Origin of the sequence: Halomonas sp. AOP7-E1-9, from assembly GCF_052376035.1 — a bacterium.
In the GTDB taxonomy this organism is placed as follows: Bacteria; Pseudomonadota; Gammaproteobacteria; order Pseudomonadales; family Halomonadaceae; genus Vreelandella; species Vreelandella citrativorans.
The window spans coordinates 1-12785 of record NZ_JBQSVC010000035.1 but is presented as its reverse complement, the minus strand read 5'-3'; the positions used below and the strand labels follow the sequence as shown (position 1 = coordinate 12785).

General features: G+C 52.1%; 15 protein-coding genes and 1 pseudogene. 5 read left to right on the top strand and 11 right to left on the bottom strand.

What is annotated here, in order from left to right:
* Window positions 1-55: 55 nt before the first annotated feature.
* On the bottom strand, window positions 56-322 hold the full coding sequence (locus ACT3R4_RS15590; protein WP_172117214.1) for a DksA/TraR family C4-type zinc finger protein: 267 nt from the start codon (window positions 320-322) through the stop codon (window positions 56-58).
* Between the two features lie 182 nt (window positions 323-504).
* Here ACT3R4_RS15590 and ACT3R4_RS15585 point away from each other — a divergent pair, with 182 nt between their 5' ends.
* Complete coding sequence (locus ACT3R4_RS15585; RefSeq protein WP_441679633.1) at window positions 505-1272, top strand: class I SAM-dependent methyltransferase; 768 nt, start codon at window positions 505-507, stop codon at window positions 1270-1272.
* A gap of 100 nt (window positions 1273-1372) precedes the next feature.
* Here ACT3R4_RS15585 and ACT3R4_RS15580 read toward each other — a convergent pair whose 3' ends face one another.
* Together ACT3R4_RS15580 and ACT3R4_RS15575 are read right to left on the bottom strand one after the other, a co-directional pair.
* The gene (locus ACT3R4_RS15580; RefSeq protein WP_441679635.1) at window positions 1373-3031 is read right to left on the bottom strand and encodes a methyl-accepting chemotaxis protein; all 1659 of its coding nucleotides are present in this window, start codon (window positions 3029-3031) and stop codon (window positions 1373-1375) included.
* Between the two features lie 158 nt (window positions 3032-3189).
* Window positions 3190-4251 (bottom strand): NAD(P)-dependent alcohol dehydrogenase, encoded by a 1062-nt coding sequence (locus tag ACT3R4_RS15575; RefSeq protein WP_087106294.1) that lies wholly within the window; start codon window positions 4249-4251, stop codon window positions 3190-3192.
* A gap of 206 nt (window positions 4252-4457) precedes the next feature.
* Between ACT3R4_RS15575 and ACT3R4_RS15570 the strand changes: the two genes are divergently transcribed.
* Window positions 4458-5351 carry an AraC family transcriptional regulator gene (locus tag ACT3R4_RS15570; protein ID WP_441679637.1) on the top strand — a complete coding sequence of 298 codons (894 nt, stop codon included), beginning with the start codon at window positions 4458-4460 and terminating at the stop codon, window positions 5349-5351.
* 46 nt (window positions 5352-5397) lie between these two features.
* Here the strand turns inward: ACT3R4_RS15570 and ACT3R4_RS15565 are convergent, their stop codons facing one another.
* Window positions 5398-5823: a VOC family protein gene (locus tag ACT3R4_RS15565; protein ID WP_441679639.1), complete on the bottom strand. Its 426-nt coding sequence runs from the start codon at window positions 5821-5823 to the stop codon at window positions 5398-5400.
* 130 nt (window positions 5824-5953) lie between these two features.
* On the opposite strand from ACT3R4_RS15565, the gene ACT3R4_RS15560 reads away from it, so the two are divergent.
* Window positions 5954-6829, top strand: a complete 876-nt coding sequence (locus ACT3R4_RS15560) for a LysR family transcriptional regulator (protein WP_441679641.1) — start codon at window positions 5954-5956, stop codon at window positions 6827-6829.
* Between the two features lie 97 nt (window positions 6830-6926).
* On the opposite strand, the gene mqo is transcribed toward ACT3R4_RS15560, so the two are convergent.
* On the bottom strand, window positions 6927-8630 hold the full coding sequence (mqo, locus tag ACT3R4_RS15555) for a malate dehydrogenase (quinone) (protein WP_441679643.1): 1704 nt from the start codon (window positions 8628-8630) through the stop codon (window positions 6927-6929).
* 142 nt (window positions 8631-8772) lie between these two features.
* Between mqo and ACT3R4_RS15550 the strand changes: the two genes are divergently transcribed.
* Window positions 8773-8991, top strand: coding sequence for a DUF3820 family protein (locus tag ACT3R4_RS15550; RefSeq protein ID WP_192536902.1), 219 nt, complete (start codon window positions 8773-8775; stop codon window positions 8989-8991).
* 2 nt (window positions 8992-8993) lie between these two features.
* Here ACT3R4_RS15550 and ACT3R4_RS15545 read toward each other — a convergent pair whose 3' ends face one another.
* The 6 genes from ACT3R4_RS15545 to ACT3R4_RS15520 all read right to left on the bottom strand — a co-directional run bounded on the left by ACT3R4_RS15545 (window position 8994) and on the right by ACT3R4_RS15520 (window position 12430).
* Entirely contained in the window at window positions 8994-9335 is a 342-nt protein-coding gene (locus ACT3R4_RS15545) for a hypothetical protein (protein WP_087106306.1), read from the bottom strand.
* A gap of 103 nt (window positions 9336-9438) precedes the next feature.
* Window positions 9439-9801 (bottom strand): ribbon-helix-helix domain-containing protein, encoded by a 363-nt coding sequence (locus ACT3R4_RS15540; protein WP_441679645.1) that lies wholly within the window; start codon window positions 9799-9801, stop codon window positions 9439-9441.
* A gap of 133 nt (window positions 9802-9934) precedes the next feature.
* Window positions 9935-10504, bottom strand: a complete 570-nt coding sequence (locus ACT3R4_RS15535; RefSeq protein WP_087106310.1) for a DJ-1/PfpI family protein — start codon at window positions 10502-10504, stop codon at window positions 9935-9937.
* A 126-nt stretch (window positions 10505-10630) separates the two neighbouring features.
* Window positions 10631-10900 carry a metallophosphoesterase family protein gene (locus ACT3R4_RS15530; RefSeq protein ID WP_225733847.1) on the bottom strand — a complete coding sequence of 90 codons (270 nt, stop codon included), beginning with the start codon at window positions 10898-10900 and terminating at the stop codon, window positions 10631-10633.
* Between the two features lie 35 nt (window positions 10901-10935).
* The gene (locus ACT3R4_RS15525) at window positions 10936-11565 is read right to left on the bottom strand and encodes an NAD(P)H-binding protein (RefSeq protein WP_441679648.1); all 630 of its coding nucleotides are present in this window, start codon (window positions 11563-11565) and stop codon (window positions 10936-10938) included.
* Window positions 11566-11815: 250 nt separating this feature from the next.
* Complete coding sequence (locus tag ACT3R4_RS15520; protein WP_441679650.1) at window positions 11816-12430, bottom strand: flavin reductase family protein; 615 nt, start codon at window positions 12428-12430, stop codon at window positions 11816-11818.
* A gap of 103 nt (window positions 12431-12533) precedes the next feature.
* On the opposite strand from ACT3R4_RS15520, the pseudogene ACT3R4_RS15515 reads away from it, so the two are divergent.
* Window positions 12534-12785 (top strand): annotated as a pseudogene (locus tag ACT3R4_RS15515) (D-2-hydroxyacid dehydrogenase family protein); the annotation flags it as partial.

Genomic DNA, 12785 nt, shown 5'->3' with positions numbered 1-12785 from the left:
CGCTAATAGCCTACTGCTAAACGCTTTTATCCAATAAGCGCAAACATGGGCTTGCTTAGCGAAGCTGGCTGTCTTTACTACCTCGGCGATTATAGCTGCTAGCGTTCGACTGTTTCTTGTCGTGCTCGTTCTGGCAAACAACGCACAAGCGAACCCCGGGGACTGCAAGGCGGCGCGCCTCAGGAATCACCTCATCGCACTCCTCACAATACTTACGGCTTTTGCCCTGCGGCAGCCGACTGCGGGCAAGCTCGACAGCATCATCCAGTGTTCTTTCGATTTGCTCTTGTTCGGCACCCTCTTTTGCCCATCCGCCTGCCATTATTGAATTCCCTACTCGCTGGTTTATCTATCAAGGTAGCAGCTATCGGCAGGTCACGAATATTCCACTAATGGAATCGCTTAGCGTTAAGAAATTTTCTTTACATACAAGGATGTTGTAGCGCTTCAGGCTATACTCTTTGATAATCCCCTGATGAAACATAACGATGCCAGGAAGCTGCCATGAATAACATTAAATCTGATGCCTATGGTCAAGAGTGGAATGCCGGACAATATGCGGAAAATGCCCATTTTGTTCCCAAATTAGGCAGTGACGTCGTAAAGCTGCTCTCGCCACAACCAGGCCAGCGCATTTTGGATCTGGGCTGCGGCGACGGCGTACTAACCGAACGTTTAATGCATCTTGGTGCTGATGTATTAGGCATTGACTCATCAGAGGAAATGGTGACAGCCACACGCCAACGCGGCGTTACTGCTCGCGTTGTTGATGCCCATGAGCTTCCGTTTGACCACGAATTTGATGCCGTTTTCAGTAACGCCTCACTTCATTGGATGCTGGATCCTCAGGCTGTTCTTTCTGGCGTTAAGCGTGCTTTAAAACCGGGTGGGCGGTTCGTGGCTGAGTTTGGCGGGCACGGTAATGTCGCGGCTATTTGTACCGCGCTCATTGCTTCGCTTCAGTTTCGGGGTATTAGCGCTCGCGGTCGGCACCCCTGGTATTTTCCGACCACAGAAGAGTACGCGCACCTGCTGCAAACGGTTGGTTTTCAGATAGACTCAATTGAGCTGCTTCCACGTCCCACCGCGTTACCGGCGGGGATGGCAGGCTGGCTTGAAACCTTCGCCAATCCGTTTTTACATGGATTAGAAGATGACCTTCGAGACTCAATTATGGATAACACCATGATTCTTCTTGGTCATAGCTTAAAAGATGGCCAAGGAAACTGGACAGCAGATTATGTCCGCTTACGCGTCTCAGCCCACGTATAACCTGTTACAGGCCGCCTGCCAGAGCAACATGCTTGTAGCCCTGGCAGGCATCCAGCCCCCGTTCTTAAAACAGCTAGAGTAGTTAAAACAGTTAAAACGGTTAAAACGCGTCCCACTCCTCAGTTGCCCTCTCTTTAGCAATACTCTCTTTACCAACACTCTCTTTTACGACGGCTTTTTTCGCAGGTAGTTGGTTTGATGAGGTGATAGGCGCCTGCTCATCTAGCCGAAACGTCGCTATCAACGTGGCTAATTGTTGCGCCTGATCTTCAAGCGCGCTGGCTGCACTACTGGTTTGTTGCACCAGGGCAGCATTTTGCTGCGTGACCGAGTCCATTTCAGTGAGTGCGGCATTAATCTGTTCAATGCCCCCATCCTGCTCACGACTTGCCGTGGATATCTCGCTCATCAACGTGGTTACCTGCCCAATCGCCTGCACCGTTTGTTGAATCGTATGTCCACTGCGTTCAGCCTGTTCCGCGCCGCCGTTAATTTGTGATGTTGTTTGCCCAATCAAGTCACGAATTTCTTTGGCAGAGGCGGCACTGCGCGTAGCCAACGAGCGAACCTCACTGGCAACAACCGCAAACCCACGCCCCTGCTCCCCGGCTCTAGCAGCTTCAACCGATGCATTAAGGGCGAGGATATTGGTTTGAAAAGCAATCGAGTCAATAACCCCGATAATGTCGTTAACGCGGTTTGCGCTGGATGCAATGTCACGCATCAACTGTACCGTGCGCTGCACTTCTTCGCCGCTAGCTTCCGCTGATTGAGAAGCAGCAATCGACAGCTGGTCTGCAGTGTGAGCGGTTTCTGCGTTTTTGCTTACGGTCGCTGACATTTGCTCCATGCTGGAAGCTGTTTGCTGCAGCGCAGATGCCTGCTGCTCAGTGCGCGAAGAGAGGTCCTGACTTCCCGATGAAATATCGCCCGCGCCATTAAAAACACTCTCGCTGCTACTGCGTAGAGAGTGCACCAGTGCTTTCAGCTTGGCCTGCATGTCCGCCAGGGCGCTGAACAATTGGCCCACCTCGTTACGCCCTCGCGCTTCAATGCGGTCGGTCAAATCTCCTTCGGCAATGGTGGCAAAATGCGCTATTGCCTGGTTAAGCGGGCGCACGACGCTGTGCATCATGGCCATACGGATAATAGTAGCGGCCACTAACGAAAGGATGAGCAACGCTAACGCAATCACGCCGACCATTTGGGTCAAATTCCCCACCTGCTCGATCACGCGCTGTCCCCGCGCTTCGGTGTAAGCGATAAAATCGTTCATGGCCTCATCCAGCCGTACACCACTCTCGCCTAATGCCTCCTGGTGACGCTGCACTTGGAACGGCGGAGCCTCCAGCAGGGGCACAATGCCGTTGGTAACAAATGCCTCGTAGCTTAAAACAACAGCCTCATGGTAGCCGGCAAGCTCACTTTCTTCTGGCACCGACAACGCACTGAATTCATCAAAATTCGCCTGGGCCATTGCTACGGCCTCAATCGCCAGTTGAAGGCTTTCCAGGCCTTTATCAGGATTGCCTTGCGTACTGAAGCTCGCAAAACGGTCCAGGAACGTTTGTGCTCTGAGTGCATTGACTTGGGTACGGTTGGCAAGATTGGTTAACCGAACATTGACATCGGCTAACTCCTCAAGCGCTCGGCCGCTGGTGTGATTGGCATAAAACCCCAATCCACTTATCAGTCCTATCATCAATACCATCAACGCGAGCGCTGCGGTCAAAGTCCACTTAATAGAGAGATGTCTCATCCAGTTGATTCCCTTGCCGTTTATGGTTGTTCATTACTATCGGCAAGAGTAAACCAAGCTGAAGTACTTTATGTGCCACTATCGACCTATGTATAACTAAAAGGTATAAAAAAACCCACCATGGCTCAGGCCACGATGGGTAAATACCGACGCTTTTTTTAAACAGCGGTATTTTTAAGGGTTGCCATATCAATCACGAAACGATAACGCACATCGCCTTTCGCCATGCGCTCAAACCCTTCGTTGATATTATTGATATCCAACATTTCGATATCACACGTGATGTTTTGCTCGGCACACAGCGTTAAAAGTTCTTGTGTTTCAGCAATGCCACCAATTAAAGAACCTGCCACGACGCGACGCTTGAATACCAGATTGAAGGCTTCAATAGGAGGCTCGATAGGCTCCAGCAAACCAACAAGAATATGCGTACCGTCGTATTTAAGCGCCTTTAGGTAAGGATTTAGGTCGTGCTGAACGGGTACGGTATCCATCATGAAGTCAAAGCTCTCAGCCACGGCTTCCATCTGTGCTGGGTCGCTTGAAACCACCACATGGTCGGCGCCATTACGCCTGGCTTCTTCTACCTTGGCATCGGAACGGGTAAAGACGGTCACTTCTACTCCAAGTGCTTTGGCCAGTTTCACAGCCATATGGCCCAAACCGCCCATACCGATAACGCCCAGCTTATGTCCTTTGCCAATACCAAAGTGCTTAAGCGGCGAATAGGTAGTGATACCTGCGCACAAAATAGGGGCTGCAGAGGCAAGGTCGATGCCATCAGGCATGCTCAACACGAAATGTTCGCTCACCACGATGCTATCGGAATAACCACCCTGGGTAATCGTGCCGTCCTGGCGGTCTTCACTACCGTAGGTCATGGTGGACCCTTCCTGGCAGTACTGTTCAACACCATCGTTACAGGCACTACAGGTGCGGCAAGAATCAACCATGCAGCCAACGCCAACTAAATCGCCTGCTTTAAAACGGCTCACTTGACTGCCTACCGAGGTTACTCGGCCTACAATTTCATGCCCCGGCACGACCGGGTATTGGCTCATACCCCAATCGTTCTGAGCAAAGTGCAGGTCGCTATGACAAACACCGCAGTAAAGAATTTCTATGGCGACATCATCGGCACGCGGTTGACGACGCTCGAATGAAAAAGGCGCTAACGGTTTATCCGCCGCAAAGGCAGCGTAGGATTTAGCTTGGCTCATCAGATAAAACTCCTTAAATCGGTGATCCTCGTGACCGTGAGGACGCCTGACCATTATTCGCCGATTAAACCGCAATAACGATGAGCGAAGCTCCGTATTTTTTGCCTATTCCTACAAATCACTGTGATAAAATAACAAAAATAAGCCGATATTATGGCACTATTATCCGAAGTCACCCATTTTTTGCACGTTTATGGCAGGTCTTCATGAGTTCGTTGCTTCCTACCTACCCGCCCTTGGCGCGCACTATTGCAGCGCTAACCAAGGCAGACGGCATCACCCAGTCGCATCTACCGGGCGTCTCGCTGCTCTGCCTTAGGCGCCACCAAGTGCGCACTCCGCTACTGTATGAGCCCAGCCTGACCGTTATCGCCCTGGGCCGGAAAGTAGGCTATCTGGGCGATCGTGAAATTCACTACAATCCCGGCCACTACCTGGTACAGACCCTGCCGCTGCCGTTTGAGTGTGAAACTCATGGCTCACCCGAAGCGCCGCTGCTGGGCATTTCGGTAAAGCTGGATCCTGCCCTGTTAAGCGAGATGGTCATGACCATGGGCGATACCGGCGCACCCGCTCTTTCTCCCAAGCCCATGGCGTCGGTTGCCATGACAGAAGGAATGCAGGATGCCGTTACCCGCTTGGCAGACACGCTGAAATGCGAAACAGAGTGCGCGGTCATGGGGGTGTCGCGTATCCGCGAGGTGGTTTTCGAGGCGCTGAAAGGAGAGCAGGGGCCCGCACTCAGGGCGCTGGTGAACGGCCAAGGGCACTATTCACGCATTGTGCAGGTGCTATCGAAGCTTCACGTAAGCTTCGCCGATGAGTTTACGGTTGAACAGCTGGCTCAGCGAGCCAGTATGAGCGTTTCGACGTTCCATCACTATTTCAAGCAGATTACTCGCGTCTCGCCTGCCCAGTACCTGAAGCGGCTACGGTTGATAAAAGCCCAGCAGCTTCTGTCGCAACAGGATCATAATGTCAACCAAGCGGCCTTGGCGGTCGGCTATCGTAGCGTGCCGCAATTCAGCCGTGACTATAAACGCTACTTTGGCGAATCTCCCCTGCAACATCGCCGCCAGGAGCAGATGCTGCAAGGGTAGTTATCGCTTACTTGGCTAGCTCACTTGGCGAAATTACTTTGCAGACTTACTTTGCAAATATTTGGCTCTTGTCCTTGAACGCCTTGAACTCTAGCGCGTTACCACAGGGGTCGAGCAGGAACATGGTGGCTTGCTCGCCCACTTCGCCTTTAAAGCGTACGTAAGGCTCGATCACAAAAACGGTGTTGCGTGACGTCAAGCGCTCAGCAAGTGCTTCCCACTCCTCCCACTCTAAAATTACGCCGAAATGCGGCACCGGTACGTCGTGGCCATCTACCGGGTTGGTATGAGCATTCTCTTGGCTGGGCGTTTTAGGGTGGCCGTGAATTACCAGTTGGTGACCAAAAAAGTTGAAGTCGACCCAGTTGTCACTGGAGCGCCCTTCTTCCAGACCAAAAACGTCGTTGTAAAAAGCCCGGGCTAGCGCTACATCGTAAACCGGGATGGCCAGATGAAAGGGGGAAAGGCTCATAGTGGTCTCCTGCTCGCTATCGTTATGTAATGAGTGACACAAAGTGCCAACCCGTGATGATCATCCTAGGCCGAGCTTTATAAAAATAAAATCAATATCTTTTTAGCTCATTCACAAATATTATTTATCAATGATACGAGAGCTTAAAACCCTAACAGCCGTTGCTCAAGAAGGCACCTTTGCCTCGGCAGGCCAGAAAATTGGCTTAACGCAAGCGGCTGTTAGCGCACAGATGAAGCGGCTGGAAGAACAGCTGGGCGTTACCCTGTTTGCCCGAAAAGGGCGTGCGGCGGTATTAACGGCGCAAGGTCAGGAAGTTCTTCATCAGGCGCATACCCTCTTAGCCCTTTACCGGACACTTGGCGAAGCCAATACTGACAAGCCTGCGAGCACGCCGGTGAACATAGGCGCCATTGCCTCCATTCAGCGCTCGCTACTGCCCAGTGCCTTGGCCCGTTTTCACCGAGCCTATCCCGACTGCCGAAGCCACGTGGTGCCAGGGCTCTCCATGGCGCTGGTCAATCAGGTGGATGCAGGCGAGCTTGATATGGCGGCCATTATTCGCCCGCCTTTCTCACTGCACAGCGATTTACGCTGGACACCACTGGCCCATGAACCTTACCGCCTAATAGTCCCGGCCTTAACGGAAGGCGATGATTGGCGCGAACGACTCAGCCACGGACCTTTTGTGCGTTACGACCGCACCTCGTTTGGCGGCCGCCAAGTCGACCACTTTTTACGCGCCCAGCACTGCCATGTGCATGAGCTGTGTGAAGTGGACGAGCTGGATACCATTATCCAATTGGTGGCCAACGGCGTGGGCATTGCCCTGGTGCCAGAAGTAGCCGTCCTGCAGCCCTGGCCACCAGCGGTGCGCGCCATCCCGCTGGGTGAACATACGTTTCATCGGGATGTAGGATTGATTCATCGCGCAAGCAGCCAGTTAAGCGCCCCAGCTCGTGCGCTTGCCCAACTGATTTGTGAAGCTGCCAATCCCCACTATTGAATCCAAAAAAAACGCTAGCCCCTTAAAAAGGGGCTAGCGTTATCGACCGCACCTGACATGACACGCTAGTGCATTCAGGGCTTAAGCAGGCAAAACCTTACAGAGCAACTTCCTCTGTTTCGGCGTCCTGCTCTTCGCTTTGTGTATCAGCGTTTTCGTCAGCGCTGCTTTCATCACCGGCATCAGCGGCTTCTGATTCAGGCTGCACGTTTTCAACTTCCGCTTGAACGTCTGTATCTGTTTCAGCAGCATTCATCGGCTCGTTCAGCTTAAGCGCTTCTGCCGTGTATACCCTCATTTCACGCAACAGCTCCGGGTTTTCAGAAAGGCGCTGGCCGTAAGACGGTACGATTTCGGTCAGCTTTTCCTGCCACGCACCGTTTTGCACTTGCTCAGCAAACACGTTTTCCAGCAAATGCAGCATAATGGGTGGCGCAGTTGAGGCACCGGGTGAAGCACCCAGAAGTGCGGCGATTGAGCCGTCTTCAGCACTTACCACTTCGGTACCAAACTGCAGCAGGCCGCCACGTTCAGGGTCGTTCTTGATGATTTGAACCCGCTGACCGGCGGTCCAAAGCTTCCAATCATCGCTGTTCGCTTCAGGGAAAAAGTCCTGCAGCGCTTCAAAGCGGTCGTCATCGGACATCATTACCTGACCCACCAGGTAGCTCACCAGATTGAAGTTATGCAACCCCACCTGGGTTGTCGGCCAGATATTGTTAAATGTTATGGAGCCAAACAGGTCGGTCCAGGAGCCTTCTTTCAAGAACTTGCTTGAAAAGGTGGCAAATGGACCAAAGAACAGCGCAGGCTCGCCATCCAGGTTACGGAAGTCCAGGTGTGGAACCGACATCGGCGGTGAACCTTCACCGGCTTTGCCATACACCTTGATCTGGTGCTGGGCAACAACGTCAGGGTTGGTGGTGTAAAGGAACTGGCCACCCACCGGGAAACCGGCGTAAGCATCCGCTTCCGGAATACCAGATTCCTGAAGCAGCGGCAGCGCAGCACCGCCCGCACCAATGAACACAAACCGTGCATCAACGCTGGATTCATCACCGCTTTCCAGGTTTTTGATCGTCACATGCCAGGTATCGTCGTCATTACGCTCAAGGCCACGCACTTCACTGTTAAGCGAAAGCGTGAAGTTATCGCTATCGCCTAAGCCTTCAATCATCTGGCGAGTCTGCGCGCCGTAGTTAACTTCCGTACCCATCTGCATACGGGTCGCGGCAACCGGCGTATTCTCATCACGGCCAGCCATCACCAACGGCATCCACTCAGCGATTTCCTGGCGATCTTCCGAGTATTCCATGCCTTCATATAGCGGGTTTTCAGTCATGCGTGCATAGCGTTCGCGCAGGAAAGCAACATCATCTTCCCCCCATACCAACGCGTGGTGCGGCACTGAGTTGATAAAGGCTTTTGGGTCGCTCAAAATGCCTTGGTCAACCTGGTGGGCCCAGAACTGGCGGGAAATTTCAAACTGCTCGGTAACGTTAACCGCACGTTCAATTTCAACGTGGTCACCATCACCTGGCGTATAGTTCATTTCCATGAAGGCAGAGTGACCGCTGCCTGCATTGTTCCAGGCGTTGGAACTCTCTTCAGCGACCTGGCTCAGGCGCTCGTAAAGGTGGATATCCCAGTCGGGTTCTAATTCTTGAAGATAGGTACCTAGTGTGGCGCTCATGATACCGCCACCAATTAATACAACATCAACAGGCTCATCCGCCGCAACGGGCATCGCTGCAAACGCTAAGAGCGGTGTGCAGAGTAAAAAACGTAAATGTTTATGCATGTCATATCCTGATGATACAGAAATAACTTGCCGAAGCTGTAAATGCCCGACATCGAGGGGGTATTATTTGTCGACCAAAGTCTAACAAAATTACATCTTTTCGGAAACCAGCGCGATAGATAAGCCCAAAGGAAAGTAAGACATGAGACCTGAAGACCTTGAAAAACTGGTAACCCGCACGATGCCGTTCGGCAAGCACCAGGGCTGGCTGATTGCTGATTTGCCTGGGCCATATCTTAACTGGTTTGCACGGGAGGGTTTTCCATCGGGAGAGATTGGCCAACTGCTGCAATTAATGCAGGAAATTGACCATAATGGGTTAAGCGACTTGCTGGACCCGTTACGAAAGCCGTCTAAATAAGGTTACGCGTTTGAGCGCGACGCCAATACCTGCTGATATTCATGACGATACGCCTTGGCATGTTGCGTGGTGTCATCGGGAAAGCGCCCCAGCGCTACAGCCAGCTCAAAAAAACCAGCGGCGGGCATATTATCGCCCCGGCGGCTTACCACCAGCGCGGCGATAAACGGCTGATGGGTAGCAGCATCATCGCGCATAAGCTGCTCTAGCGCCTGAGCCACCCGCTGAATAGTACGTGGAGGTGTCAGACCCAACGCCACAGCCACTTGCTGATAGGTGATCGGTAATGTTTTTTCGGGTGCCGTGGCGAGTAATTGGCGCACCGCAGTGGCAACATCTGTCATAAAAATCCTGTTAATGACTGTCTCACGTACTGTCTCACCTGCTATCTCACGTACTGGCTTTATCGCTACTCGCTTTAACGCTGAGGCGGTCAGTGATTAGTGATTAGTGAACCTGGCTGTGCCTGGATCGGCCTTCACGCACGAGTATCTCCTCAGCATCCAGCGTCGCAATCGGTATCTCATGATGAGTGGGAATATCTCCCGTTAGTTGAAGCGCCTGATAGCGTAGCGCACACACGCGTAAAAACGAGGTGAAGTTACCCAGGTCGTGTCCGGCATCGATAGATTCATGATACAGGCGAGTAATCAGTTGAGCCGTATTCATACCATCACGCGTGGCGATCTCTTCCAAAATGAGCCAGAAGTAGTGCTCCATTCGCACGCTCGTCACCATGCCATCAATACGCAGTGAATGCGTCGCGCTGGACCATAACTCAGGATTAGCGTGAATAAAGAGTTTGCACATGGGTGTGATCTCTTAACGTTCAGGTAAGCCGTTAGCATAGCGGGCAAATACACTACGCGCCTAATTTCTGTTAGGTGCATGTCGGTTAGGCGCGTAGGCTTTGCTTTGTATGATTACGCTAACGACCCAGCGCTCACTGGTTTAGCAGCGCCATAAATTGAGCAAGCCAAGCTGGGTGGGCTGGCCAAGCGGGCGCCGTCACCAGATTGCCATCGGTTACCGCCTCATTTACCTCAATGCTGGCGAAATGTCCGCCTGCCAACTCAACTTCTGGCTGGCAAGCCGGGTATGCAGAACACTGTCTGCCTTTGAGCACGTTTGCAGCGGCTAGCAATTGCGCGCCGTGGCAAATCGCAGCGACAGGCTTATTGGCTTCAAAAAAGTGCCGAACCATCGCCAACACATCCTGATTCAAGCGTAGATATTCCGGAGCACGCCCACCGGGCACCACCAGCGCATCATAGTCAGCGGGATCGATACGCTCAAAATCGGCATTGAGCGCAAAGCGGTGGCCAGGTTTTTCAGAATAGGTTTGATCACCTTCGAAATCATGAATCGCTGTCGCCACGGTGTCGCCCGATGCCTTGCCAGGGCAAACAGCATCAACCTGATGACCAACGGCCATCAATGCCTGGAAAGGAACCATGGTCTCGTAATCTTCAGTAAAGTCGCCGGTAATCATCAGAATGCGCTTGCTGGTCATCTCCGTACTCCTTCTTGTTTTGTCGTTGCGCACACATTGCGTGTGCCACACAAGCCTAGCAAGCGCGTTTTCGATAGCGGTAGTACGCCATTACTACACTGATTTTTTTATAGCGAAAACACGCGGTCAAACCGGTAGATGCATAATGGCACGCTTTATGTGGCGCTCTTCAAGCCATAATTTGCCAAGGGTAAGGGGAAGCTTAAATCGGCGCTTGCCCGCCGCACCAGGATTAAAGAGCAGACGATCCCCCTGCCATTCATTGCGGGGCTTATGAGAGTGGCCGTGCAATACCACATCGCAAGGCGTCGCTTCATTAAAATCAACAAAGCGATGTACCAAGTGCAGCCGCCAACCATTCACGGTAAGCGACTGGGTGAGCGGCAATGACGCCAATAGGCGCTTCAATCGTTAATATGTGATGCTCAGGCTCAACGCACCAAGTCACTAATACGTTCCTTACCGTTCAAGAGCGTGAACTCCCTGTCTTTCAACGTAGGTGTTTTCACAACGTGCAGCAAGGCATGGGCAACATCTGCCCGGGTAATGGATTGTTCGGGGGATGCCTCCATCGTCCCGGCAAACCCGTGCGTTGCCTTCTCGTTAGTCAAGGGGCCTGGCTTAAGGATGACATGGGGAACCTTGGCAAAACGTAGATGGCTATCCGCTGCAAACTTGGCGGCCATGTAAGGGCGCATCTTTTCGGGTGCTTCAAGTGGATGTTCTGCGCGAATAGCACTCACCATGATATAGCGATCAAGCCCTTTTTCACTGGCGATATCAGCGGCTCTGATAGCACTATAAAGGTCAATTATGAGCGTTTTATCCGGTCCAGTATGCGGGCCTGAGCCAGCAGTAAAAATCACCTGATCGCAATCCTCGAAGGCGTGTTCAAACTCACCCTCAAGATCAGCCACAATGATGGGGATCTGACGCTCGCTGAACCACTCTGCTTGGCTTTCATCCCGAATCATTGCCTTAATCGGCTCCCCAGCCTGTTGGGCGAGTTCACAAAACTGTTTACCGATCTGCCCATTGGCACCTATTACTAATGTGGTCATGTTGCCTCTCTGGTTTACGTATATTCACGAGCTATTCATTAATCAGTGCAGCCACAGCTTGGAGAAATCAAGCCTTGAGCGTAAAACAGCGAACGTGCTTAGAGCACGCTTGCTGAAAGAAAACACTGCAACAGCATTAAGATAAACGTGTAGGTGTCTTGTGTTGTGGCAACGACAGTGCAGGTCTCATGCACACTCATAAGGTACTGGGCTCGGACCAGACTTGGTAGGCCAAGGCAAAAGCAGCTCCCTAAGCCGGGCGCTCAATAGCAAAGCGATCAGTGGCGCGAGCGTAGTCACTGCCCGCTAGTCGACCAATCGGCTTGAGTAAATCGACATCCACGTGACGGCCATCCCATAAGGTGTCGTCAATATGAATAGAGACTATCTGCGCCAGCACGAGCGTACCTGCCAAAGGCTGGTCACCAAAGCGAATCAGATCATAAAGCTTGCAACCAAAGGCAACTGGGGATGCAGCAATGCGTGGCACTGTGACGCCTGACATTAGAGTTTTCTCAAGCCCTGCAAGCGTAAACTCATCTTCCTCTCTGGGCAGGCTGGCACTGGTTGTATTCAATGCTTCAATCAGCGCTTCACTGCCAACATGCACTACGCACTCCGGCAACTCCTCTAGATTGCGCAGGGTATCTTTAGACTGCCCACTGCCATCCAGAAGTGGCGAAAAGGCCAAAACAGGCGGGGTTACACTTGCCACATTGAAAAACGAAAAGGGGGCAAGGTTGTCTTTCCCGCTGACATCCTGCGTGGCCACCCATGCAATCGGGCGAGGGCAGATACTTCCCGAGAGTAGACGGTAAATCATGCCAGCACTTAACGGGGAATCCTCTAATAAATAATCGCTCATTCGTTGATCCTTGATTGCCTAGCGTGAGAGTAGTATCACCTTATAACAGCACGCTATCGGCGCTGCTTTTTTCGATGATCTTACACCGACCAAGGACCTGCCAATGAATATCGTGATTTCTGATGACTACCAGGACTGTGTACGCCATTTGGATGCCTATGCAATGCTCAACGGGCACAACGTGACTATTTATCACGATACGCTGACCGATTTTGAAGCGTTGGTGGCACGGTTTTATCACGCGGATGCGCTTGTATTAATTCGTGAACGTACCCCTATCACTTCAGCGCTGCTTGAACGCTTACCCAATTTAAAAGTTATTAGCCAAACCGGGGGCGGTGCGGCCCATGTCGAC

Coding starts and splice junctions, on each gene's coding strand:
- ACT3R4_RS15590 (WP_172117214.1), bottom strand. CDS start 322: ATGGCAGGCGGATGGGCAAAAGAGGGTGCCGAACAAGAGCAAATCGAA.
- ACT3R4_RS15585 (WP_441679633.1), top strand. CDS start 505: ATGAATAACATTAAATCTGATGCCTATGGTCAAGAGTGGAATGCCGGA.
- ACT3R4_RS15580 (WP_441679635.1), bottom strand. CDS start 3,031: ATGAGACATCTCTCTATTAAGTGGACTTTGACCGCAGCGCTCGCGTTG.
- ACT3R4_RS15575 (WP_087106294.1), bottom strand. CDS start 4,251: ATGAGCCAAGCTAAATCCTACGCTGCCTTTGCGGCGGATAAACCGTTA.
- ACT3R4_RS15570 (WP_441679637.1), top strand. CDS start 4,458: ATGAGTTCGTTGCTTCCTACCTACCCGCCCTTGGCGCGCACTATTGCA.
- ACT3R4_RS15565 (WP_441679639.1), bottom strand. CDS start 5,823: ATGAGCCTTTCCCCCTTTCATCTGGCCATCCCGGTTTACGATGTAGCG.
- ACT3R4_RS15560 (WP_441679641.1), top strand. CDS start 5,954: ATGATACGAGAGCTTAAAACCCTAACAGCCGTTGCTCAAGAAGGCACC.
- mqo (WP_441679643.1), bottom strand. CDS start 8,630: ATGCATAAACATTTACGTTTTTTACTCTGCACACCGCTCTTAGCGTTT.
- ACT3R4_RS15550 (WP_192536902.1), top strand. CDS start 8,773: ATGAGACCTGAAGACCTTGAAAAACTGGTAACCCGCACGATGCCGTTC.
- ACT3R4_RS15545 (WP_087106306.1), bottom strand. CDS start 9,335: ATGACAGATGTTGCCACTGCGGTGCGCCAATTACTCGCCACGGCACCC.
- ACT3R4_RS15540 (WP_441679645.1), bottom strand. CDS start 9,801: ATGTGCAAACTCTTTATTCACGCTAATCCTGAGTTATGGTCCAGCGCG.
- ACT3R4_RS15535 (WP_087106310.1), bottom strand. CDS start 10,504: ATGACCAGCAAGCGCATTCTGATGATTACCGGCGACTTTACTGAAGAT.
- ACT3R4_RS15525 (WP_441679648.1), bottom strand. CDS start 11,565: ATGACCACATTAGTAATAGGTGCCAATGGGCAGATCGGTAAACAGTTT.
- ACT3R4_RS15520 (WP_441679650.1), bottom strand. CDS start 12,430: ATGAGCGATTATTTATTAGAGGATTCCCCGTTAAGTGCTGGCATGATT.